The organism is Methanothermobacter sp. KEPCO-1, assembly GCF_008033705.1.
Classification (GTDB): domain Archaea; phylum Methanobacteriota; class Methanobacteria; order Methanobacteriales; family Methanothermobacteraceae; genus Methanothermobacter; species Methanothermobacter marburgensis.
Genome location: NZ_CP042937.1, coordinates 1,257,796 through 1,280,281, shown reverse-complemented (window position 1 = coordinate 1,280,281; position 22,486 = coordinate 1,257,796). Strand labels below are relative to the sequence as shown.

Below are 22,486 nucleotides of genomic sequence, written 5' to 3'. Positions count from 1 at the left end.
TCACACCTCACCACATTCCTTGACGATCCTCTCCTGGATCTCCTTGATTCTTGCCGGGAATTCATCTTCGGGTATGTACTTCATACGCCCTATGTCCTCCTTGACCGGGAGGGCTATGATGTCCGCTGCTGGCGCACCCTTCTCAAGTGCTGCTGTTGCATTCTTGTGGAACATTATGATTGTCCTGAGCATCTCGAACTGCTTTGATGGTGAGCAGTATGTGTCAATCTCATGGTAGGCGTTCTGCTGGAGGAAGTCCTCCCTTATCATCCTTGTTGTCTCAAGGGTTATCCTCTCCCTGTCTGGAAGTGCGTCTGGTCCCACAAGCTGGACAATCTCCTGGAGTTCTGCCTCCTTCTGGAGGAGCGCCATTGCCTCGTCCCTTGTGGCCCTCCATTCAGGGTCAACGTTTTTGGCCCACCATTCCTCGACGCTGTCAACGTAGAGTGAGTAGCTCTGGAGCCAGTCAATGGATGGGAAGTGACGCTTATCTGCAAGGGATGCGTCAAGTGCCCAGAAAACCTTACAGATCCTGAGTGTGTTCTGTGTGACAGGCTCTGAGAGGTCCCCACCTGGTGGTGAAACCGCACCAACGACTGACACGGATGCAACCTTGTCCTCTGAACCCGCGGTTGTAACCCTTCCTGCGCGCTCATAGAACTGGGCGAGCCTGGATGCCAGGTATGCCGGGTATCCCTCTTCACCGGGCATCTCCTCGAGCCTTCCTGAGATCTCCCTCATGGCCTCTGCCCACCTTGAGGTGGAGTCAGCCATGAGTGCAACATCGTATCCCATGTCCCTGAAGTACTCTGCTATGGTTATACCTGTGTACACACAGGCCTCCCTTGCAGCCACAGGCATGTTGGATGTGTTTGCTATGAGAACCGTCCTGTCCATGAGGGGGTTACCTGTCTTTGGGTCCTCCAGTTCAGGGAATTCCTTAAGGACCTCTGTCATCTCGTTACCCCTTTCACCGCATCCAACGTAGACGATTATGTCTGCGTCGGCCCATTTTGCAAGCTGCTGCTGGGTAACGGTTTTACCTGAACCGAATGGCCCTGGTATTGCTGCTGTACCGCCCTTGGCGACTGAGAAGAATGTGTCCTGTGCCCTCTGACCTGTTATGAGTGGCACGTCAGGGTCAAGTTTCTTCTTGTATGGTCGGCCCTTCCTCACAGGCCACTTCTGGAGCATCTGCACCTTAACGGTGCCCTTATCGGTTTCCACCTCTGCTATATCATCAAGGACCGTGTATTCGCCCTGGGGCACTATCCTTGTGAGTTTACCCTCAACATTTGGTGGGATCATTATCCTGTGGGTTATTGAGGATGTCTCCTCCACCTCACCGATTATGTCCCCACCCTTAACCATCTGACCCTCCTGGGCCACTGGCTTGAAGGTCCATTTCTTATCCTTTGGGAGTGACGGTACATCCACTCCCCTCTCGATGTAGTCTCCGGTGAGTGCCTTGATGTCCTCGAGGGGCCTCTGTATCCCATCGAAGATTGAACCCAGTATTCCAGGTCCGAGTTCCACTGATAGAGGGCCGCCTGTTCTCTCAACGGTCTCCCCAGGTTTTATACCTGCTGTTTCCTCGTAGACCTGGATGGTTGCTGTGTCACCCTCAAGTTCAATGATTTCTCCTATGAGCTTGTCTTCACCCACCTTGACCATTTCATACATCTGGGATCCTCTCATCCCCTCGGCGATGATAACAGGACCCGCTATTTTTATAATCCTTCCTTCCTGTGTCATTTTACCATCTCAACCCCAATAACTCTTTTAATAAGGTCCCTCAGTGGATCGGTTTCACGTTCTGAGGGCCCTGTTTTATCAGGTATCTCTATTATCATTGGCAGTGCGCTTGAACTTGTGGTTTCCTCAATAAATTCCCTCAGTTCATCCCCAATCTTTTCTGTGACGATTATTATGGAGAAGCCTTCGCCTATAAGGTTCCTTATGGTTTCCTCTGCCTCGTCAGGTGTCTCCACGACGTAGCCTTCCCTGACGCCTCCGAGTCTGAACCCTGTCACGGTGTCCCTGTCACCGACCACTGCAATATTTGAACTCATACCAACATCTCCTTAACCATTGATTCAGGGAACCCTGGCTCCCTCTTGCTTCTTGCTATGACCTTGAGGTTTCGCACCTCGGTTTCCTTCCTGCTGAGGAATCCTATCATTGGTCCCACCCCGAAGGGCTTCTTGAGTGCGAAGTTCCTGGCCATCCTGTTGAGGTTGTCCTCAAGGACGCGCTCGAAGACCGCCACTGAACCTGTTGATGTGTACTCTGATAGTGCCTCTGATAGGATCTGGCCGTAGTCTGTCCCCTCAAGGCCGCTTATAACTCCACTGACGTCCTCTGCCTCCATGAGGTCCTTGAGTTTCCACTCCCTCAGCTGGTAGCCCTGGGGTACTATGTATGGGCTTATGTCATCGTAGCTGAGGCCGTCTGCCTTTGCACGGAGTATCATCCTGAGGTTCGCCACGTCCACCTGTGTACCGAAGTAGCTGTGCAGAATCTTTGTGTTGTCATCTGAGGGGCTTCCAACTGACCTTATGAGGTCCTCCAGGAATTTCCTGTCGAGGGCCGCCTCGATTGGGAGCAGCATACCTGTCTCCTGGTACTGGGAGAGGGCATCCTCCAGTACCTCCGCATATTCTGTTCCCTCAAGACCTGTTACGACCTCCTGAACACTTGAGGCATCCACCAGTCCCTCTATGACCTCATAGATCTCCCCTGCAGGTACTATCAGGTTCACTGTCTCCTCAGCACTTAGACCAGCGTCCTTTGCTGTTATGAGGCTCTTTATGTTCCTTATATCCCACTTCCTGAGGTTTGCCCTGAACGGGTCCCTTATGGATGCAGGCGCTATCTTTGATACTGTCTCATAGGTCTCTGCAAGCTGACTTTCAAGTGCCTTCTCAATTGGGAAGCGGTCAACGTAGCCTGCATAGTCAGGGAGTCCCCTCAGGTAGTTTTTGAACTCCTCCATTGACTCTGTCTCAAGGATCTCTGAGAGCTGTTTCTCGTTTATCAGTCTCCCGATACGTGCCCTGACTCTGGCGTTGGGGTATGCAAAGGGGAATAAATCTAATATAGGTCTTATAGTTGCTATTACAACAATAGCACCTATAATTGCCCCTCCAAGGAGGAGTACGCCTATAAAAGATTCTATTGAAGGGAATCCAAGCGCTGTTACAATTGTTGTGATGCTGTCAGCCATCTGTTATCTCCCCTTTCATTGGAAAAGAACCCTGGCCACCTCTGAACGTAGAGCCTTTTTGAAGCGGGACATCCTGGCCTCTACTGTATTGTTAACCTCAACCAGTCCATCCTTTGTCCTTACCACTGCTCCTCCAATGGTCCTGATACTGTCTCCAACCTCCAGGGTTGTTTTTTTACCTGTCTCGGCTTCCACTTCAGCTGCGATTTTATCAAGAGCAAGGTCAAGGGAGTCATCACCCTCCTTCATGCTTACGGTGAGTTCTCCCCCTCCTATCTCAAGCGCGGCCTCCTTTATCATTGCCTTTAGGGCACTGACATATTCATCTGAGGATGCGGATGCCAGCTTTTCAAGTTCCTCCTCGGCCTTTCTGAAGGCCTCCTGTATTACCTCTTCCCTTGCCTCCAGCTCTGCACGCCTTGCGTTCATCTTGGCCTCTGAGATTATCTGCTGGTACCTCATATCGGCCTGTTTCCTGGCTGACTCCAGGATGCGTTCGCTGGCCATTCTGGCCCTTTTCTCACCTTCCTCTAGTATACCGGCGGCTTCCTTTTCAGCTTCCTGAATGATGGCGTCTGCCTTTGCCTGAGCCTCTGACATTATACTGGAGACAATTTTTTCGGCTCCGGAGCTCATCTAATTAGCCTCCTAGTATTCCGCCGAAGACCATGAGGAGTATGGCAATCAGGAACCCGTAAATAGCCTGTGTCTCTGAAAGGGCTGAGAATATAATACCCCTCGCAAACATGTCAGGGTCCTCAACAACTGCACCCACTGATGATGCTGATGTTATACCCTGACCCATACCTGAACCGAGACCTGCAAATCCTATGGCTGCACCTGCACCCACAGCCACAAGTCCGGCTGTTACATCCAGGCCCTTTCCTCCTCCAAGGAGTCCTGAGAACACCAGGAGAAGTATGGCGATCAGGAAACCGTAGATGGCCTGTGTCTCTGGCAGGGCTGAGAATATAATACCCCTCGCAAACATGTCGGAGTCCTCTGCAACTGCACCCACACTTCCTGCGGCTGCTATACCTTGACCTAATCCTGATCCAAGACCTGCGAATCCTACTGCAACTCCAGCACCTATTGCTGCTAAAGCAGTACCTAATGCTATTTCAACCATTCTATTTACCTCCTTATCTTAGTGAAGTTTCTTTCAGCACGAAATGCGTTGAATTTGTTTTTTCCACCCAGATAGAACTGGGCAAAGAATTCCACATAATGCAGACGAAGTGAGTTTATGAAGGCACCAAGGCTCTGGAAGGCGTTGTTGGCAAGGTGCCCGAACACGAATATTATCGGGGCCAGAACGACTCCAATGACCGGTATCATCTCATAGCTCAGTCCTGTGAGGATGTTAACGGTCATCGCTATACCCCCTGTTGATAGACAGAGGGCCAGGAGCCTGGCATATGATAGGAGTGTACCCAGGAACCCTGATACATCCATGAGGCCAAAGAGGCCGTTGTAGTAGAGCAGCATTGCAGCTGCCAGGATTATCACTGGCGCCCCCAGGAACATTCCTCCGAAGATGTAGAGGATGATACCCAGTTCAAGTATCAGCCAGACTATCTGTGACCCGAGGGCCTCCCTCATGTTCCCTAGCCTTATGTTGTTCCTCGCCCCCAGGATTAAACCGAAGTTGATGTGCAGCACACCAACCGTGAGTGCCATTATGAGTATGTTCTGGGGGTTCACAAATGCGTCTATGGCCGGTATAACCGTTGGAAGCTGAATGTTCAGGAACCGTGGGAAGAAGTCCCCTATGAATCCATTGGTGACCATCCCGAGGATGAAGGCCCATACCCCACAGGACATCATGATTATACCAAAGTCCCTCATGAACCCGTTGACCTTACCAAGGCCCCGGTAGAGTATGAATCCTATGAGTGCATCCAGTATACCGTACCCTGCATCTGTGAGACAGAACCCGAAGAAGAACGGGAACACAAAGGCCATGAAGATCGTCGGGTCGATCTCGTTGTACTTCAGTGGTGAGTACATCTCCACGAAGTTCTCGTAGGGTTTGGCGAATCTGGGGTTGTCCAGAAGCACCGGAACTTCCTCGGGGTTTGGTTCCTCGAGTTCGGTGACGCAGTGGCCCTCGGATGACTCCTCAACAACCTCGATGGCCCTATCGGCCTCCTTGAGGGGCACCCATGCCTCCAGCATCACTGTCTTCTCGGTTTCGCCGAAGAGTGAGAAAACCTCGTTTCGCTCCTTCTCGATTTCAAGCTGTTCTTTGAGGACAAGGAGTTCATCCTCCCATTCACTGTTTATCTCCCTCAGCTTTGAGATGATCTCACTTCTTTCCCCCTCAATTTCCGCAATGCGTGTCTCTGAGGAGGATATGACCTCTGATGGTTTTCCGCTGAGTTCGCTGATCTCGAACCGCTCAAATTCCATTCGCCTGAGGAGTGAGGCCACACTGTCCCCATGTTTCCTTAGGGTTATTATTATTAAAATGCGCTCTGCCTTGGTTTCCCCCTCTCCATCGAAGAGTATCAGTTCATCTGTGATCTCTGAGAGTTTTTCCCTGATTTCATCCAGGTTTTCAGAGGGTATTCTCCCGGCGATTCCGGTTATGTACTTTGAAGAATGGAGATCGGCAAAATCAATATCAAATTCTTTCAGTTTCTCTGCAACTGTCAGGCTTGATTCGAGGCTTGCTTTTTCTGAATCAAGCTCATTCAATTTTTCCTCCATAACCCTGGTCTCTGATTCGACCTTTCCCAGGATTTCCTCGGCCCTTTCCAGGAGTGATTCTGTGTCCAGTTCCTCAACCTCCCTTTTATCAAAGACAGGGGGGTTGATGAACTCCTTCAGGGTATCCTTGAGTCCCTTCTCCTGGGCTGCCACTGAGCCAAGGAAGTCCAGGATACCGCTTGTCTTCATGAGGAGGGATGACACCCTTCCTGTGTATGGTGTTGCCCTCGATGGTTTAAGGATCTGGCGCCACTCTGCATCCTGCTGGATGCGCTCGGAGATGTCATCGATCTGGGTTATTCCCTCCTCATGCAAGGACCGAACCACTGAATCCGAGTACTGGTCCAGGGTTATGATCTTGAGTTTTCGCATCCTTGCCGGTAGAAACATGTTACTCACACTACAAGATACTTTTCACGATAATGCTGGCGGCCTCAGGGACTCTGCCCATTGCCGCTGATTTCATTGTCTCCACTTCACGCTTTGCCTTCCCTGAAATGCTGATGGCTTCCTTTCTGGCCCTTTCCTCTGCCTCCATTATGAGCTCATCGCCCTTCTCACTGGCCTCCCTTTCAGCATTTTCAAGGAGTTCGCTGGACCTGGTTCTGGCGTCATCGATTAGCTGGGATGATTTTTCTCTGGCCTCCTGAATTAACCTGTCAGCGTCATTTTCAGCCTTCTTTATGGTAGTGATAGCTTCCGATATGGTTGTCATGTAAATCACCCTATTAATGCAAAGGTCTATTTCGGGGTATATTTATCTTTTACTATTTTATTCCAGAGTTTATGATACTCAACTAAACCTATTCGGTGAACAAAGCCTTTTGAATCCCTCCCTTGATTCATTGAATCATATTATGAGACTTAAATGAATTTAAGGGTATTATAAAGGTTATTATTTGCTATAAAATGATTTTATGCCGCCTGAAGGTTTATGCTATTCAGGCATTGGTTCAAGGTCTGCGCCGGCAGAGAGGTTCTTCTCCTCCTCGCCGTCGTAGTGTATTTCTTCGATGTCGAAGAATTTTCTGAAGGCCGGTTCACGCACCTTTTCCTCGTATACGTGGGATATGAGTCCTGGGAGCCGTCCTATCATAAACACCCCGGCACCTGTGCGCCAGTCAAAACCCATATCTGAGAGTATCCCGGCGTTGGCACCGTCAACGTTCATCCTGACACCCTTACGCTCAAGGAGTATGTTCTGAACCTCAACCGCAAGCCTTGTGTGTGGGCCGACACAGTCGTACTCCTCTGCAAGGTCCAGGAGCCGCACAGCCCGGGGATCCGCATTATGATACCTGTGCCCGAAACCAGGCACCTTCCGGTTCCTCCGCAGATGATCATCCACCAGCCTCACAGCAGCCTCAGGAATCTCATCCTCAGACTCACACCCTGAAACCGTCTCCTGGAAAAGCTTCATGGACCTCTCAATAGCCCCGGCATGATTCTTACCAAAGGCCAGAAGACCACCAGCAATACACGCATGCACCGGAGAACCAGCAGAGGCAATCATACGGGCAGCCTGCGTACTGGGCGGAGTCACACCATGATCACAGAAAGACACCAGGACAGCCTCCAGCATCCTCGCAACATTACCAGGAGGAAGCTCACCCCTAATCAACAGGTAAACCATCTCAGAAAAAGAAACACCACCAATCAAATCCTCCTGAGAATAACCCCTGGTAACAATCCGATTAGGCTCAACCCTCGTAATGGAAGTCCTCCACTTCGGGGAACCCATCCTGAATACGTTTTCAAGTGAATCCTTTCCTATAGCCATTTATTCACCTCAGAGATCTACAGTTTTATTGTCGCCCTTCTCGGCTCCACACAGCATGCCAGCCTCATTGAGACTATTCTGACGCCGCTGGCCCTCTGAGGCCCCACATTCACCAGGGAACCAAGGGCTGTTGTGGATCCCCCAAGACCCAGGGGTCCTGTTCCGGTACTGTTAAGGGATTCTGTAATGTAATCCTCAATTTCAGACTGCTCATCAAGGCTTCCAGTGGCCATTGCCCTGAGCATAAGGCTCGTGGCCTCAAAATGAGTTCTCCCAATACCTATAACAGGTATGCACGGGGTGCATCCAAGTAAAGGGACCTCTGTTTTCATCCATGTCAGAACTTCCTCAAATACTTTTCTATAGCTGTGTCTGTGAAAAACCCTTCTGGTCCTTGCCCTTATCTCAGGGCCACCCCCAAGGAGGAGAACATGGATTCTGACCTCGTCTCCCGGGACTGAGTCAACAAGGAAGGGTGCTGGGGGAAGTTTTGACGGGTCACTGTAGAGGCCCCGGCTCTGCTCTATCCTCTCAATCTCATCGCCCCGCACAGCCATGGGTCTTCCTGGAAGTTTAAGGAGGCCCTCAGCAATCCCCCTCCTTATGAGGTTAAAGAAGCCACCAGGGAGGAAGGAGTCCTCACCCACCTCAACGATGACGTGGGGTATTCCTGTGTCATCACAGAGGGGTCTGCCGCTTTCTTCGGCTATCCTGGCGTTTTTAATTAGAAGTTCAAGGATCCATGCGGCCTTTTCATCCTCTTCCCTCTCAAGGGCCCGCTTATATGCCCGCATAACATCCGGTGGTGTGGTTGTACCTGCCCTTACAAGGGCATCCCTCACCCGTGCCGCTATATCCAATCTACCTTCCCCCCACAGGTACCGCGAGGTCCTTCCCGGATGAAAACACGGCTTCAGGGTAGTAACGCTCTATCATGTCCCTCACAAGCACAACCTGCCTTATCCTCTCACGGGCCTGTGACTCTGTGGTGTCCCATCCATGGTGTCCCGCCACAGACCCCCCTGTTTTGAGGTAAACCGGGGATGCGTACCTTATGATATCAGGGACCTCGTAGTGTCTTATGAATCCACCGGATGACTTGGGGTTCTCTGTGTGGACATCGATTGAAATGTCAATGGCCTCCCTTATTGCTGCAAGCATGGGTATCTGGAGGTCCCTCACAGGGTTGAGGGAATCAGCACCTATATCCTGAAGGAGACGTGCTGATGCAGGGTTACCGTGCCCGCAGTGGGCTGAGACCTTGAAGTGGAGGTCAGCTGGCAGTTCACCGTCGCCTCGCATCCTCCCGAGAACCCAGAGGAGTCCCTCGTCGTAGACCACTATGCCCCTCACACCGAGTTCAGCAGCCCTCCGAACATCCTCAACCGCATACACCATGTTGTCGTATCCCCTGAGCCTGTAACCTATCCTTGAACCCTCAGGGGTCCTTGCAGATGCACTTGTATCGTAGGTTGCCCTGGGACCCACACTCAGGAAGAGTTCTATGCCGGCTTCACGGGCCAGTTCAGCCATCTCCTCAATCTCATCGTCGGTGAGGAGCATTATACCCTTTGTCTGGGTTACCCTGTGGACCCTGACGTCATGTTCTTCCATGGCATCTAGGAGGGCCCTCATGGCCCCAGGCCTCTGTATCCCTGGGACCTCAAAGCGGTACTGTCCGCCATCACTGAATCTCTTCTCTGATTCACCTTCGGGGACTCCTATTCCGATTCTATCAAGGTATCTGCGGGTTTTTTCCAAACTTTTCACCTCCAGTTTTAATTATACCCTTTAATCAGTAGCCCAGAGGAGTGTTCTGAGCATTTGTCAATGAAGCCAGTATCAAGCAGGAGCTCCGCCCAATGTATCAGTCAAGGACCTCAGAGATTATCTCTGAGATACTCTCTGACCATGCCCCCCTCAGGATATCCAGTTTATCTGTCCTGTAACCCGGGTTCAGGAGTTTGAACTTCTCAAGGATGTCCTCCCGGGTGTAGGGGTCCTCTGGTTCCCCTGATGGGAGTTCTCTGAAGGCTGTGTGGACACTGCCATCCCTGAGTCTCACTGTAACACGTGCAGGTCTCCTGTTCTTCATTTCCTGCATCTCTGGATCCACCATTATCCTGATCTTTGATGCAGTTTCCCTGACATCAGGGGCCATCTCAAGGTCCTCAACCCTAATATCCCCTTTCTCGAGGATTATGGCCAGTGAAACAGGCAGGCTCTGCCTCACCGCCTCAACCGTTTTTGGGGAATAGCTGTCGTGTTCTGCTGCAATCTCATAGGTCTCCACGAGGACCTCATCTATATCTGAGGCGGAGAATCTGGTCATTCCAAGTATTTCAAGGGCGCAGTCAAGGGTGGAGTGAAGGTGCCTGCAGACAGGGTACCTCTTGAGGTAAACGTCTCCTATGTGGAAGACGCCGGTTTCAGGTACCTCTGATGGGGGCTGGCACATTGCATTGAGGAACCCCTCCTTTCCCTCAATTATGGACTCTGCCCCTGTGAAACCCTCCAGTGCAAGCTTTGCAGATATGAGTCCTGACTGGGCCGCCCTCCCGGCGTGCAGGTGCTTGCCCATTGAGCCGGCATGGTCTGATTCAAGGAGTCCTGCTGCCTGGGTCCCTGCAAGTCCCAGTGCATTGACTGTCTCCTCACAGTCAAGGCCCATTACGCTGGCTGCGGCTGCGGCGGCCCCGAATGTGCCACAGGTACCTGTGGTGTGGAAGCCCCTCTTCCTGTGGCCGGGGTTTGCGAGGAGACCCATGAAGATGGCCACCTCATAACCTGCCACAAGCCCTGCTATGAACTCCCTGAACTCTGCATCCAGGGCCTCTGCAGCTGCGAGTGCCGCGGGGATCACGCATGCCCCTGGATGCAGCTGGGCCCCCCTGTGGCCGTCATCAAGGTCAAGGTTATGGGCGAATATGCCATTGAGGAGGGCAGCCCTTTCATCAGAAGCCCTTCCATGGCCTATGACCGTCGAATTTCCCTCTCCGGTACCCAGTGCCCTGAGTGCCAAAAGACCGCTCCTCTCCCCTGAACCCCTGAGTGAGACGCCCAGAAAGTCCAGGAAGCATATCTCCGCCCTTTCAAGGATCTCAGGAGGGAGGTCCCTGTATGAGAGTGATGATACAAATTCTGCAAGCCTTCCTGTCATCATTGATGCTACTATGTTGCCTTTAAATATAACAGTGATTGTTATAAAGTTTCCCATTTTTTATTAATTCAGAGGGATAACAGCTTCCAGCAACCCTCCTCTACCTCACCAGAGGGCTAAGGACCTCCATCAATCCCCACTCTCTACCTAACCCAGCCAGATGGGTAAGAGCCGCCAGAAATTCCCATCCTCACAAGCTGCTTTGAGAGGTGTCTTCTGGCGCAGGTGGGGACCTCATAGTAGCCCTCCCTCAATGGCCTCTCAAGTACCCTCTTAACCTTTCTGGAATTTCTTACCCTCCGCCCGCATGAGGGACACTTGAACCCCTTATTTCTGCCTGCGGATTTCATGCGCCTGCCACAGGTGCAGAGGGGGTTTTCCTCTACGTAGAGCTCGGCAGCCCTCTCAAGGTGTATCTTTTCAATGTTCAGTGTCCCCTGGGCCCCGATACCCCCATAAACGGTGACCCTGTCCCCGGGTATGAGTTCAAGGATGACCTTCCTGAAGTCCTTTGTTGGCTCATAGGCACCGCATTCGATTTCACCGGAGTCGTCGCCAAGGGTGAAGAATACGTGGCCGCCCTCAATCACCCTTGGCCTGTCAAGCACCTCACCGCTGATGCGGTAGCAGCCGAATTTTTCCATCTCAGCTATGCTGTCTGCATCCTGGATGTGCTGGTCTGTGTGCTGGTTTGTCTCGAAGATGCAGAACCTCTCTATCTCCTCAGAGACACGAACCATCTCCATGGCCCTCAGGAGCACCTCAGGGGATTCGCCGCGTATACCATAGAGTATTGGGCAGGGTGTATGCGGCTCGATTGCAATGTAGTCATCATCAATGTTGTCAAAGGTCTCACTGCCTGTTTCAGCGTCCATGAGCCTCACGGATTCAGGGTCTATCTGGCGGGGTTTTCCGTAGTTCTCAGGGACCCTGTAGGTGAGAAGTTCATATGTCCTGTCCTCAAGGGGGCAGCCGATGGCTGCAAGGGCCCCTATGACCCCCCTCCCCCTTTTGAATCCATGAACCTCTGCCCCCACCTCCTCTGCAACCCTTAAGGCATCTTCAATTTTGAGTATTCTCCTTATGGCTGATATGGCAAATTCCCTCATGGAATCTGTGATCCCACCTGTATAGAAGACCACCCCAGGGTTTGTCCTCTCATTATCAAGCTCTGCAAGTTCCTCAACACTGCGAATGACGATATCCCTGATATCATCCATTTCATCCTCTGATTCTGCCCTCACGGTGAATGCCACTGCACCGTTACCCCGGGTCTTGTGGGGTGCAAAGGGGTTAAGTCTTATGAGCCGCGGGTAACCCTCAGTGGTGAAACCGCAACTTTTAAGTTCATGGATTATAAAGCATGATATATAGGTTGTGCACATCCCATCGGGGGAATCGGTATCATCTATACCCACATGAATTCTGTACATTAAATCACCCGGTGATCCAGTTGGATAAATCTGTTAAAAGGGAAGATGTATTAAGGGTGATACATGAACTTCTTATCAGCAACGGATTTGAAACATCCCACATATATGAGAGGAGCTGCTTTGACCTCATGGCCAGGAGGAAGCTCCTTCTACTTCTGCTTAAGGTCCTTGTGAACATTGATGGTATAAATAGTTTGCAGGCCCATGAGATAAAAACCCTTGCACACACGTTCCTGGCATCACCACTCCTCATCGGTATAAGGTCAAAGACAGAGTACCTTGAGGAGGATGTTGTCTATGAGAGGCACGGCATCCCTGTCATTGCCCCTGAGACCTTCAGGAACATGGTGGTTGATGGTGAGTGCCCTGAGGTGATAGCTGACCGGGGCGGTTACTATGTGCAGATAGACGGAAGAACCCTAAGGGAGGTCCGTGAGGAATACAACCTCTCACTCAAGGACCTTGCAGACCTGGCCCACGTATCCCGCAAGACCATCTACAAGTATGAGAATGGGCTTGCAAGGGCCTCACCTGAAACAGCCATGAAACTCGAGGAGATACTCAACATAAGGATAACACTCTCAATTGACATCTTAAGTGTCCCTGAGAGGGATGAAGTTGAAATAAGGCCCAGGGGAAGGCTGGGTGATATTGGGTTTGGAATGATTGAAACCCAGAGGACACCCTTTGATGCCGTTGCAAAGGAACTGAAATTTGAGAGTACCGTCATAACGGACCTTGAGAAGGGGAGGGATTCAAGGACCCTCAGGAGGATGGCTGTGCCGCTGCGGGACCTGTCACTTGTAAGCGGTTCAGAATCTGTTTTTATCATTGATAACCCCCGTATAAGTGAGAACCTCGAGGGTGTGCCTGTGATCAAGAGCTGGGAGATATGTGAGATGGATAGCAGCAGGGACTTCCTGAAGGTGATAGCTGAAAGGAAGACCTGCAGCTGAACCCTACTATCATCAGCTTTCAGTAGTAATCCCACACCGTGACCTTCCAGTCCCTGATTTCGCTTGCATAAACCGCGATGCAGTATTCACCAGGGCTCCCCTCAACCTCAACTGTCCTCTTTTTCCTTGCAGGTGACTCGGTGGCTCCCCAGTCCACGGTGTCAGTGGCCACAGTGTAACCGTCCCTGAGGACATCCACTGTGATGCTGTTCACATCGTAATTCACCAGAGGAGTCGCTGAAAAAACAACGCGTAGCCTGTTGCCCCTGATGTTAACATAGCGGTAATCTGATTCGGACCCTGTGAATGTCATGACCCTGTGCCAGCTGGGACCTGATGACCCCCCACCTTCTGTATCGCTGGTGATGGTCACATTGTAGTACTGATCCCCTCCGTGGGGTGACTTGAGGAACATCCCTGAGATAAAGCCCAGGGCCCCTATGAGAATAAAACAGATTACAACAAGCACCTTTGTCGCAGTATCCATAACCACACCCCATATACACTGACTGAATGGGAGTCCATTCATGAACAATGGAATGTGTCCTTTAACATGTTAATGTTAAAACATTAACTTCTATTTTACGATTTCATTCCTATAGAAAATATTAAATATGATGATGGGTGGGGGAGGTTATGCTCCAGAGACCAGATCATAACCTGAAGAGTTCCCCGAATGTCTCCTTCACTTCAAGAACAGATGCCGCGCCCACAGTGACCATGTCAACATAGTCAGCACCCTCAAGGAATTTAAATGCCTCCCCGGGTGAGAGTATCCCCGCTGCAAGTACCTTCTCGGCAACAACAACCTTTCCGAGTTCAAGGAGCAGATCCCTGAGTTTTGCCCGTTCCTCCTCAAGGAAAACCGGGAAATCCATCATATAACCCAGCCTGTTGAGGGGTATCATGTAAAGCTGGAAGTTATCAACCCCCTCATCAATGAGCCGCCTGGTGGTGGCCCCTGGCATTGTGGTTATGAGGCCGGATATGACCTCAATATCATCAAGGATCTCAGCCACCTCACCGGCTGGTAGAAGATCCGTGTAGTGTTCATCAAGAAGAACGGCGCCGGCACCAAGATCCATGAGGGTCCCGAGGTCCTCCTCAAGGCGCCCCTCCCGAACTGTGCCCATGAGTCTGAAACTGCACCCGGCATCAACTGCCATTTCAAGTGCCTCAAGCACAGAGCCCTCAGGGATGATCTGAAATCCCCTCACACCCGCGTCATATGCCCCCATGAGCACCTCTGCAATGTTTTCAGGTCTCCTTTTGAGGTCCATCTCATACAGCCTTGAGCGGTGCCCAAAGTAGGGTGCCGCGGTGAACGGTGCGCTTCCCAGGAATGCCTCAGGGAGCTCAACTCCATCGACAGTAACTGAACCAGTGAACATCACATCTTCCTCCATGACACCAATAATTATAATATACCCTACCTCTATAGATTCCTCTATCATTCTATAAGATCTTCATTGTGATAAGTGTGGTGAAATTATGCCAGAGATGAAAGTGCTTATTGCTGATTCCATCAATGAAAAGGGAATATCTGAACTTGAAGAGGTGGCGGAGGTTGTGGTTAACACAACCATAACACCCGAGGAGCTTCTTGAGGCCATAAAGGATTTCGATGCCATAGTTGTCAGGAGCCGGACCAAGGTCACAAGGGAAGTCATAGAGGCAGCCCCCCGCCTCAAGATAATCGCAAGGGCGGGTGTGGGCGTTGACAATGTGGATGTTAAGGCCGCCACAGAGAGGGGTATAATGGTCATAAACGCCCCGGAGTCAACATCCATAACAGTTGCCGAACATTCAATAGGCCTCATGCTGGCCCTTGCAAGGAAGATTTCCCTTGCAGATAAATCCGTCAAGGATGGTAAATGGGAGAAGAACCGGTTCATGGGTATAGAACTCAACGGCAAAACCCTCGGTATAATCGGTATGGGCCGTATAGGTTCACAGGTTGTTGTGAGGACAAAGGCCTTCGGAATGGACATACTGGTATATGACCCCTACATAAGCAGGGAGGCCGCCGAGGAAATGGGTGTGACTGTCACAGACCTTGAAACACTCCTAAGGGAATCCGACATTGTGACCATACACGTACCCCTCACCCCTGAGACAAAACACCTCATCTCAGAGGATGAATTCAAACTGATGAAGGAAACCGCATTCATAGTTAACTGTGCCCGTGGAGGTATAATCGACGAGGAAGCCCTCTACAGGGCCCTCAGGGATGGTGAGATAGCAGGGGCGGCCCTCGATGTATTTGAGGAGGAGCCCCCGGAGGGCAGTCCACTACTTGAACTTGAGAACGTTGTCCTCACACCACATATCGGTGCCTCAACAGCTGAGGCCCAGAGGGACGCCGCAATAATAGTTGCAAATGAGATAAAAACAGTCTTTCAGGGGGGTTCACCCAGGAACGTCCTTAACATGCCAGTTCTGGACCAGGAAACCTACAAGTCCCTCAGGCCCTACACCGAGATCGCAGAGAAACTGGGAAGCATCATCACACAGGCCCTCCCGGGCAACATAGAGAAACTGGATGTCACCTACTGCGGTGAACTTGCAGATATGCAGTTCGATATCCTCACAAGGACCATGCTGCAGGCCATCCTCAACCCCATACTCACAGAACCAGTGAACCTCATAAATGCACCGGCAATTGCAAAGAAGAGGGGTATCGTGGTTACAGAGGCCCGCAGGTCAGAGGCTGATGGCTACAGGTCCATCATAATGGTAAGGGCTGTTTCTGACAGGGGAGAGTTCAGCGTGGAGGCCACTCATATCAAGGAGCCCACGATAATCGGTATCAATGGATACAGGGTGGATGTGAAGCCAGAGGGGACAATGATAATAGCACGCTACAGGGACCTCCCAGGTACCATAGGGGCCATCGGCACCAAGCTGGGCGAGCACCAGATAAACATAGCCACCATGCAGGTGGGAAGGAAGGAGATCGGTGGAGAGGCCGTCATGGTCCTCAAGGTTGACCAGAGTGTCCCGGCTGAGGTCATAGATGAGGTCAAGAAGCTTGAGAACGTGGACGATGCTGTTGCAATAGAAATATAAGTCTAACAACAATTAGACCCCCTAAACATCCCTTTTTTTATAATTTATAAGCCAGACCCAATAATCCCAAAAACAAAACATTCCTTTTTAAACAATCTCAAACCCGACAGGCACACCCTGCCTTGTATAGGCTGCAACGGTTTCCAAAGTGTAGGGGTGTGCTATTATCATATGGAAAAGACCATTCTTTGAGAAAAACTGCATATCAGCACCCGATGGTAAATTGCTGGGGCCAGGATGGGAGTGCACCGACCCCACAGTACCTGTAAAGGGTGGGAGCATCAGGACATCCATAACAGCACCCTCATCAGAGGTCCTTGATGGCAGGAATATGAGGCCAGTGATGTGAAGGGCGTCACCCTCCTGTTTTCCCTCAAGGAGTGCCACAAATTCATGGGGATGTGACCTTCTTGCGATTTCCAGGGCCTCCTCAATGACATCGGAATCGACCAGCACCCTCTTTACCGGTTTTACACCCATAAAATCAAGAATCCTTTCAATTAAACCCATTCTATCAGGCGCTCTCTGATCCCTTGTGTTCCCTAAAGCCCTGGAGACACTCAAAAAATTCTTCTGTGAAGAGTGGAAGCTCCATGTCAACTTTCACCCTCATTCTCACCGCAGAGACCTCCCTCTCAGTGATGGGATTGTAGCCCCTCACCTTCACCGGAGCCCGGTAGACCCCGATACCCCTCCGCTGCCAGGCAGGCACCTCTGAGATGTTCAAACCCCTCTCAAAGAGCAGCTCATGGAGGGCATCTGATTTCATCCCATTCAGGGTTCTTGAGGCATCATCCCTATCCATTTCATCCCTCAGTGTCCAGTATGCATAGCTGTTGAGGCAGTTCCTCCAGGCCTCATCCTGCCTTGACCTGAAGTACTCCCAGACCAGCTCCCTGCCCAGTGGTATAACCCTGCAGTCAAATGAAACAGGTTTATCAAGTGATAAACCCCTGCTGACGGCCGCAAGTGTGAATGATGATGATGCAAAAGCCGGGAAAACCGAGTCAAGCTTTTCAACCCTTCCTGAGAATGGGACGGAATCAAGGAGTACATTGATCTCATCAGAGAACGTGTATACGAGTGATGGGCTGAACTCATTCATGATCTCAAGGCACGCTGAAACCATGAGGTCACGGAAGACAGTATCATAGGGCCTCCTAAACCCTGCCCTTGCTGTTAGCCTGTGAAAACCCCTCCCATCAAGCCTCAGTACTATGCTGGAGGACGGTGGCGCCCTGAGGTTTGAGTAGATTTCATGTTCTCGCATCATACCATCAGGTTCCAATGTGCATGTTCTCACTGAGGGATTTAAGGAGTCTTATGGCGGAATATGCGGCCATCACACTTGTCTTGGGGTTTATGGAGCACCTGACATTCTCTGTTATAGTCTTGAACTCCCCGAAGTCCCCCTTAACGGTAACCTCATGGACGTTACGGTCAACTGCCGGGTCTGCTATTATCTCAACATCAATATCCCGTCCGCAGGCGAGGCTGAGGGCTGCTGCCACATTTATGTTGAGTGGAAATCTCTTAACGGCCTCTGATGCCTTTCCCGTGTAGAGAACCTTCTTCTCATCCATGCTGATGCCCAGGGACCGTGGGGGTTTCCTTGTAACAAGTTTAACTGACCTTATACTGCCCATGGATGCCGCCTTCAGGCCATCAAGACCCACTATGGCCCCTGAGGGTACATGTATCTCGGCATTATTCTCTGAGGCTTTCTTCTCAAGCAAGCTTCTTAATTCAGGGTCCATGAGGGCGCCTACACTCATAACGACCACGTCCCTACCTGCCTCAAGTATCCCGGGGACCAGTTCCCTTACAGCCTCAGGTGATGCGGCCTCCACCACAAGGTCAACGTGGGGGAGCATGTCTGCAACATCAAGGACCGCAGTCCCATCAACCATGGACGCCAGGTTCTCTGCCCTCTCAAGGTCCCTGTCATAGAAGAATCCCAGTTCAACGGGTACCCTACCGTCCCTCACGAAACCCGTTATAAGGTTGGCTATTGCACCGCAGCCCACTATACCCACAATCATGTCATCACACAGAAAAAAAATCAGGATTCAATGGGGTTTACCTTTTTCTCCACTGAAACATCTGGAGATATTATGAGTATATCGCCGACGGCCTGGACACGTTCATAGTTTATGTCAATGATACCCTCTTCCTGTATGGGTCTTATCTCATCTGATTCAGGGACTATCCTTATGCTGGTTTTGAGGACATCCTTTATACCCACATTCTTCTTATCATGTCTCATTGGACGGACCTTCAGTGTTGAGACACGTCCCTTCTTGATGTTGAGGACAACGTCCTGAACCCTTCCAACGTACTTACCCCTTGAGGTGTATATTTCAAGTCCATATAGACTGGATAATTCAACCATTTTTCCACCACCGGACAGTTAAACATGTAGCGCTGCTGCATAACCCTACTGTTGGTTAATATTATTGTTTATAGCTTAAATAGTTATAGGGAAATAACAGATTACTGCAGTGGCAGAAAGAAAAAGGCTGTTACTGGAATTAAAAAATGATTCTGGATTGTGATTGAAATGTGGGACACCAGTAAGGATTACAGGCTCATGGTTGCAGTTAAGGCAGTTGACCTCTTCAGGAGGGCCCTTGAGGCGGGCGGTTTCAGGGGCCAGTGGAAGAAGAAACCCGCCATCCAGGCCGCCTCTGAGATTGAGAGGGCACTGCAGAGCCTCATATATTCATACCTTGAACCCGAGGACCTTGCAGCAAGTCCTGAGATGATAGGTATTGAGGAAAAACTTAAGGAGATAACTGATGCCCTGGGGGGTGAGGACTGGAGCCGTAAATTCCTTGATGAGGCCTCAAGGGATGAGAGGGAGAGGGTTGAGGAGAACATAGCAAAGGTTAAGTTCTTCCTGAACACCATTGGAAACCTCAGGGGTCGGCTGATGCTTGGAAAGATATCAGACCCTGTTATTGCAGTTGATATAGTTGCGGGTGAGGTTATGAGTGTTGGGGGGCACCCTTCCGCAGATAAACTTCAGATCTGCAATGTTAATGTGGGTGGGAGGTCCCTAAAGGTTGTTACAAATGACACTGATGTAAGGGAGAACGACAGGGTGGCCGTGGCCCTTTTGCCGCCCCAGAACTTCATGGGTGTTGTGAGTGAAGGAATGTTCCTTGGTGCCGACGGTGTTCTGAGGGACGTTAAAGGAAACCCTGGTGAAATGCCAAGAGGGATACCCCTCGAGGCCCTAAACGAGACAAGGAACCTGGTCGAGGATTTCCTGGCTGGTTAAACCCTCCATGGCTCCCTGAGAATCGCCCTGCACACTTCATTGCTGCAGCTTCCACAGTCCCTTGGGAGACTGCATCCTGCTTTTCTCAGACGCTCTTCAAGATTTAATTCTGATAAGGGATAGTAGCCTGAATAATCAACCCTTTCAAGACCCTCTGCCCTGCAATCATCCACTAGCTTCTCCATCAGTTTTCTGTCAGGTCCCCTGTGGTAGTAAAGAAGGAAGTTCGGTCTGAAACCTATTAGGCGGTAGGGGATCTCTGGATTTATTTCTGCAATGAATGATGCTATCTCACATATCTCATGGTGGTTTATGCCGGGTATCACGACCGTCCTGAAGACCCTTATCTTTTCAGGGAATTTCTCTGCAAGGTAGGCTGCATTGCGGAGTACAGGAGCCACCGGTGCCCCTGTCAGGTTTCTGTGGAGTTCATCTGAAAGGGCCTTTATCTCAAAACTGAAGAGTGAAGTGAACCGTATGATGCGCTTTAAGGTCTCAGGCGTCTGGAATCCATTTGTTGCCAGTATGACATCAACATTCCTTTCCTCTTTTATTTCATGCAGCATACTTTCTATGTAGGGTGTGTGTATTGTGGGTTCACCTCCAGTGAAGCTCAGATTTGATATGTCATGTGATTCAAGTTCCCTGAGGACTTCTAACGCCAGCTCCTCGGGTTTTATATGACCCCTGTAAACCCACCCTGAATCAGGGTACTGTGATATTCTGTAGGCATTGCAGTAGGCACACCTGAAGGGGCATGAGAGAAAGGTTACCGAGTAACTTTCCAGAACATCTGTAATTGATGTGTAGGCGATTTCAGTCTCCGCAGCCCCGCAAACGCCCCTCTCACCAGCAGAACGGTTTGCCCCGCACCTCCATTCACATAGCCTGCAGTTCATGAGTTCGTCCATAAAAATAGTTATATAAAAACCTGTTAATACATTTTCCAAAAAATGTAAAAATAAGTATCAGGTTATCTGCCAGTAGCTGCTGGTCCTCTTAACGTAGCTGTAGGTCCAGTAGTACCGCCACATGTATCTCCATTTGCCATGTACCTGTACCATTTTCTGTACCCTTTCTTGACCTTCGCCTTGACGTAGTAGCTGAGGTTTACAGACTTCATAACAGTGTAGCTGGCTGATGAAACTGCAGAGGATGCTCCGTTAATGGCTATGAATTTGATTGTCGCCGATTTTGTGAGGAGAATTGGTGCTGTGTATCTTGTGCTGTTAAGAGTTGGATTTGCCCGTTAAGGGTGTAATATCAGCATATATAAAAGTGAACTGAAATATGGCCACATCCATTTAATCAAAATCATCAATGCAAATAATTCAATAAGATATTTTATTCTGTAAAAATTAAAACATGAAAATCCAGTTTTCAACGATAAAACCTTTAACATTAGATTCTTCAACATGCTGTTAAATGTTGATGGGACATTTAAAATCATCTGCTGTTTAACACTACAAGTTTGGTCCTGGTCATGTCCTCTATGGCGTACTTAACACCTTCTTTTCCCATTCCACTGCACTTGAAACCACCAAATGGCATGTGGTCCACTCTGAAGGTTGACTGTTTGTTCACAAGAACCGTGCCAGCGTCGATCTCAGACGCCATCCTCAGGGCGGTTCCTATGTTCTCAGTGAAAACCCCTGCCTGAAGTGCATAGCATGTCCCATTGGCAATCCTTAAGGCCTCATCAGCATCAGCAAACCTTATAATCGGGGACACCGGCCCAAAGGTTTCCTCTGCAACAACATCCATCTCAGGACGCACATAGTCAAGGACCGTGGGCTCAACAAAGTTGCCTCTCCTTGACCCTCCATGGAGGAGCTCGGCGCCATCATCAACGGCATCCTCAATTCGCCTCTCAACCTCAATTGCCGCCTCTTCATTTATAAGTGGCCCTATATCCGTCTCAGCGTCAAGTGGGTCCCCGGACCTTAACCTGCGGGTCTTTTCCACAAGTTTATCTGCAAATTCGTCGGCCACATCTTTATGGACTATCATCCTCTTAACCGCGATGCAGACCTGTCCAGAGTAGAGATAGGAACCCCTCACAGCACCCTCAACTGCAGAGTCAATGTCAGCATCATCCATGACAATTAGGGGATCGTTGCCCCCAAGTTCAAGGGTAACCTTCTTCATTGAGGCCCTCCGGGATATGTATCTTCCAACCTCCACACTGCCTGTGAATGTTATCTTATCCACGAGGGGGCTATCTATTATAACATCCCCCACCTCCCGGCCCCTCCCTGTTAGAGCATTAACAGCCCCCTGCGGGAAGTGCTCATTCAGTATCTCACAGAGTCTAAGTGCGGAGAGGGGCGCCTCAAGTGAAGGTTTGAGAACAGTGGTGTTACCTGCTGCCAGTGCCGGCCCAACCTTATGGATGGCGAGATTGAGTGGATAGTTAAATGGGGTTATCGCGGCCACGACCCCAAGCGGGATTCTTACAGTGAATCCAATAAGACCCTTCCCGCCAATACCTGCATCCATGGGTATTGATTCGCCGTAGAGCCTTCCTGCCTCCTCTGCACACAGACGTGCGGTTTCAACTGACCTTTTAACCTCATCACGTGAGAACCTTATGGGTTTACCTGACTCAAGGGTTATGAGACGGGCAAATTCATCCATCTCTGCCCTGAGCTCATCAGCCACATCATGGAGGTTCTCCGAGATGCGCCTGGCAGAAAGATCAGACATGGCACCTTTTGCACGGTGGGCCGCCTCAAGGGCCCTCAACACATCATCCCTGCCTGCGATGGGTACAGTGTCAACCTCCCTGCCATTGAAGGGGTTCCTGACACTGAAACGGTTATCTCCCCCCACGTATTCACCATCAATGATCATGTCCATATGACCAC

Annotated in this window: 23 protein-coding genes and 1 pseudogene; 3 read left to right on the top strand and 21 right to left on the bottom strand. The window is 50.4% G+C overall.

The features are described from left to right. The 12 genes from FVF72_RS06820 to FVF72_RS06765 all read right to left on the bottom strand — a co-directional run bounded on the left by FVF72_RS06820 (position 1) and on the right by FVF72_RS06765 (position 12,311). The gene (locus FVF72_RS06820; RefSeq protein WP_147671649.1) at positions 1-1,755 is read right to left on the bottom strand and encodes an ATP synthase subunit A; all 1,755 of its coding nucleotides are present in this window, start codon (positions 1,753-1,755) and stop codon (positions 1-3) included. Continuing rightward, on the bottom strand, positions 1,752-2,072 hold the full coding sequence (locus FVF72_RS06815) for a V-type ATP synthase subunit F (RefSeq protein ID WP_147671648.1): 321 nt from the start codon (positions 2,070-2,072) through the stop codon (positions 1,752-1,754). Before FVF72_RS06815 ends, FVF72_RS06820 begins: the two co-directional genes overlap by 4 nt. Next, positions 2,069-3,226, bottom strand: coding sequence for a V-type ATP synthase subunit C (locus FVF72_RS06810; RefSeq protein ID WP_147671647.1), 1,158 nt, complete (start codon positions 3,224-3,226; stop codon positions 2,069-2,071). Before FVF72_RS06810 ends, FVF72_RS06815 begins: the two co-directional genes overlap by 4 nt. Before the next feature lie 15 nt (positions 3,227-3,241). Next, positions 3,242-3,862: a V-type proton ATPase subunit E gene (locus tag FVF72_RS06805; protein ID WP_147671646.1), complete on the bottom strand. Its 621-nt coding sequence runs from the start codon at positions 3,860-3,862 to the stop codon at positions 3,242-3,244. A gap of 4 nt (positions 3,863-3,866) precedes the next feature. Next, complete coding sequence (locus FVF72_RS06800) at positions 3,867-4,355, bottom strand: ATP synthase subunit K (RefSeq protein WP_013296144.1); 489 nt, start codon at positions 4,353-4,355, stop codon at positions 3,867-3,869. A 5-nt stretch (positions 4,356-4,360) separates the two neighbouring features. Continuing rightward, the gene (locus FVF72_RS06795) at positions 4,361-6,328 is read right to left on the bottom strand and encodes a V-type ATP synthase subunit I (RefSeq protein ID WP_147671645.1); all 1,968 of its coding nucleotides are present in this window, start codon (positions 6,326-6,328) and stop codon (positions 4,361-4,363) included. 10 nt (positions 6,329-6,338) lie between these two features. Beyond that, a complete protein-coding gene (gene ahaH, locus FVF72_RS06790; protein ID WP_013296146.1) occupies positions 6,339-6,653 on the bottom strand; it encodes an ATP synthase archaeal subunit H in 315 nt (104 codons plus the stop codon). Between the two features lie 222 nt (positions 6,654-6,875). Beyond that, entirely contained in the window at positions 6,876-7,718 is an 843-nt protein-coding gene (locus FVF72_RS06785; RefSeq protein ID WP_147671643.1) for a citryl-CoA lyase, read from the bottom strand. A gap of 17 nt (positions 7,719-7,735) precedes the next feature. After that, a complete protein-coding gene (locus tag FVF72_RS06780; protein WP_147671642.1) occupies positions 7,736-8,578 on the bottom strand; it encodes a fumarate hydratase in 843 nt (280 codons plus the stop codon). A 1-nt stretch (position 8,579) separates the two neighbouring features. Next, entirely contained in the window at positions 8,580-9,479 is a 900-nt protein-coding gene (locus FVF72_RS06775) for a U32 family peptidase (RefSeq protein ID WP_147671641.1), read from the bottom strand. 106 nt (positions 9,480-9,585) lie between these two features. Continuing rightward, entirely contained in the window at positions 9,586-10,881 is a 1,296-nt protein-coding gene (locus FVF72_RS06770; RefSeq protein WP_255503676.1) for an MmgE/PrpD family protein, read from the bottom strand. 140 nt (positions 10,882-11,021) lie between these two features. After that, positions 11,022-12,311 (bottom strand): tRNA(Ile)(2)-agmatinylcytidine synthase, encoded by a 1,290-nt coding sequence (locus FVF72_RS06765; RefSeq protein WP_147671639.1) that lies wholly within the window; start codon positions 12,309-12,311, stop codon positions 11,022-11,024. A 20-nt stretch (positions 12,312-12,331) separates the two neighbouring features. Between FVF72_RS06765 and FVF72_RS06760 the strand changes: the two genes are divergently transcribed. Then, entirely contained in the window at positions 12,332-13,267 is a 936-nt protein-coding gene (locus tag FVF72_RS06760; RefSeq protein ID WP_147671638.1) for a transcriptional regulator, read from the top strand. 19 nt (positions 13,268-13,286) lie between these two features. Here the strand turns inward: FVF72_RS06760 and FVF72_RS06755 are convergent, their stop codons facing one another. Both FVF72_RS06755 and FVF72_RS06750 read right to left on the bottom strand, forming a co-directional pair. Then, entirely contained in the window at positions 13,287-13,754 is a 468-nt protein-coding gene (locus FVF72_RS06755; protein ID WP_147671637.1) for a hypothetical protein, read from the bottom strand. Between the two features lie 166 nt (positions 13,755-13,920). After that, positions 13,921-14,721, bottom strand: coding sequence for a hypothetical protein (locus tag FVF72_RS06750; protein ID WP_255503674.1), 801 nt, complete (start codon positions 14,719-14,721; stop codon positions 13,921-13,923). Positions 14,722-14,767: 46 nt separating this feature from the next. On the opposite strand from FVF72_RS06750, the gene serA reads away from it, so the two are divergent. Next, positions 14,768-16,336 carry a phosphoglycerate dehydrogenase gene (gene serA / locus FVF72_RS06745; protein WP_147672014.1) on the top strand — a complete coding sequence of 523 codons (1,569 nt, stop codon included), beginning with the start codon at positions 14,768-14,770 and terminating at the stop codon, positions 16,334-16,336. Positions 16,337-16,423: 87 nt separating this feature from the next. Here the strand turns inward: serA and FVF72_RS06740 are convergent, their stop codons facing one another. The 4 genes from FVF72_RS06740 to FVF72_RS06725 are packed head-to-tail and all read right to left on the bottom strand — an operon-like array spanning position 16,424 to position 18,728. Next, positions 16,424-16,792, bottom strand: coding sequence for a Mov34/MPN/PAD-1 family protein (locus tag FVF72_RS06740; RefSeq protein WP_255503673.1), 369 nt, complete (start codon positions 16,790-16,792; stop codon positions 16,424-16,426). A gap of 58 nt (positions 16,793-16,850) precedes the next feature. Next, entirely contained in the window at positions 16,851-17,606 is a 756-nt protein-coding gene (locus FVF72_RS06735; protein ID WP_147671633.1) for a tRNA(His) guanylyltransferase Thg1 family protein, read from the bottom strand. 7 nt (positions 17,607-17,613) lie between these two features. After that, complete coding sequence (locus FVF72_RS06730) at positions 17,614-18,378, bottom strand: aspartate dehydrogenase (RefSeq protein WP_147671632.1); 765 nt, start codon at positions 18,376-18,378, stop codon at positions 17,614-17,616. A gap of 20 nt (positions 18,379-18,398) precedes the next feature. Then, the gene (locus FVF72_RS06725; protein ID WP_147671630.1) at positions 18,399-18,728 is read right to left on the bottom strand and encodes a PRC-barrel domain-containing protein; all 330 of its coding nucleotides are present in this window, start codon (positions 18,726-18,728) and stop codon (positions 18,399-18,401) included. Positions 18,729-18,896: 168 nt separating this feature from the next. Here FVF72_RS06725 and FVF72_RS06720 point away from each other — a divergent pair, with 168 nt between their 5' ends. Next, positions 18,897-19,619: a tRNA-binding protein gene (locus FVF72_RS06720; protein ID WP_147672013.1), complete on the top strand. Its 723-nt coding sequence runs from the start codon at positions 18,897-18,899 to the stop codon at positions 19,617-19,619. Here FVF72_RS06720 and FVF72_RS06715 read toward each other — a convergent pair. The 3 genes and pseudogenes from FVF72_RS06715 to FVF72_RS06705 all read right to left on the bottom strand — a co-directional run bounded on the left by FVF72_RS06715 (position 19,616) and on the right by FVF72_RS06705 (position 22,478). Next, positions 19,616-20,530 (bottom strand): radical SAM protein, encoded by a 915-nt coding sequence (locus tag FVF72_RS06715; protein WP_147671628.1) that lies wholly within the window; start codon positions 20,528-20,530, stop codon positions 19,616-19,618. The two genes, FVF72_RS06720 and FVF72_RS06715, sit on opposite strands and share 4 nt — an antisense overlap. 230 nt (positions 20,531-20,760) lie before the next feature. After that, positions 20,761-20,850 (bottom strand): annotated as a pseudogene (locus FVF72_RS09540) (chitobiase/beta-hexosaminidase C-terminal domain-containing protein); the annotation flags it as partial. Positions 20,851-21,065: 215 nt separating this feature from the next. Beyond that, on the bottom strand, positions 21,066-22,478 hold the full coding sequence (locus FVF72_RS06705) for a lactaldehyde dehydrogenase (RefSeq protein WP_147671626.1): 1,413 nt from the start codon (positions 22,476-22,478) through the stop codon (positions 21,066-21,068). Positions 22,479-22,486: the final 8 nt, after the last annotated feature.

Coding starts and splice junctions, on each gene's coding strand:
- FVF72_RS06795 (WP_147671645.1), bottom strand. CDS start 6,328: ATGTTTCTACCGGCAAGGATGCGAAAACTCAAGATCATAACCCTGGAC.
- FVF72_RS06735 (WP_147671633.1), bottom strand. CDS start 17,606: ATGCGAGAACATGAAATCTACTCAAACCTCAGGGCGCCACCGTCCTCC.
- FVF72_RS06770 (WP_255503676.1), bottom strand. CDS start 10,881: ATGATGACAGGAAGGCTTGCAGAATTTGTATCATCACTCTCATACAGG.
- FVF72_RS06815 (WP_147671648.1), bottom strand. CDS start 2,072: ATGAGTTCAAATATTGCAGTGGTCGGTGACAGGGACACCGTGACAGGG.
- FVF72_RS06785 (WP_147671643.1), bottom strand. CDS start 7,718: ATGGCTATAGGAAAGGATTCACTTGAAAACGTATTCAGGATGGGTTCC.
- FVF72_RS06810 (WP_147671647.1), bottom strand. CDS start 3,226: ATGGCTGACAGCATCACAACAATTGTAACAGCGCTTGGATTCCCTTCA.
- FVF72_RS06715 (WP_147671628.1), bottom strand. CDS start 20,530: ATGGACGAACTCATGAACTGCAGGCTATGTGAATGGAGGTGCGGGGCA.
- FVF72_RS06800 (WP_013296144.1), bottom strand. CDS start 4,355: ATGGTTGAAATAGCATTAGGTACTGCTTTAGCAGCAATAGGTGCTGGA.
- FVF72_RS06725 (WP_147671630.1), bottom strand. CDS start 18,728: ATGGTTGAATTATCCAGTCTATATGGACTTGAAATATACACCTCAAGG.
- FVF72_RS06730 (WP_147671632.1), bottom strand. CDS start 18,378: ATGATTGTGGGTATAGTGGGCTGCGGTGCAATAGCCAACCTTATAACG.
- FVF72_RS06750 (WP_255503674.1), bottom strand. CDS start 14,721: ATGATAGAGGAATCTATAGAGGTAGGGTATATTATAATTATTGGTGTC.
- FVF72_RS06755 (WP_147671637.1), bottom strand. CDS start 13,754: ATGGATACTGCGACAAAGGTGCTTGTTGTAATCTGTTTTATTCTCATA.
- FVF72_RS06820 (WP_147671649.1), bottom strand. CDS start 1,755: ATGACACAGGAAGGAAGGATTATAAAAATAGCGGGTCCTGTTATCATC.
- serA (WP_147672014.1), top strand. CDS start 14,768: ATGAAAGTGCTTATTGCTGATTCCATCAATGAAAAGGGAATATCTGAA.
- ahaH (WP_013296146.1), bottom strand. CDS start 6,653: ATGACAACCATATCGGAAGCTATCACTACCATAAAGAAGGCTGAAAAT.
- FVF72_RS06720 (WP_147672013.1), top strand. CDS start 18,897: ATGTGGGACACCAGTAAGGATTACAGGCTCATGGTTGCAGTTAAGGCA.
- FVF72_RS06805 (WP_147671646.1), bottom strand. CDS start 3,862: ATGAGCTCCGGAGCCGAAAAAATTGTCTCCAGTATAATGTCAGAGGCT.
- FVF72_RS06705 (WP_147671626.1), bottom strand. CDS start 22,478: ATGGACATGATCATTGATGGTGAATACGTGGGGGGAGATAACCGTTTC.
- FVF72_RS06765 (WP_147671639.1), bottom strand. CDS start 12,311: ATGTACAGAATTCATGTGGGTATAGATGATACCGATTCCCCCGATGGG.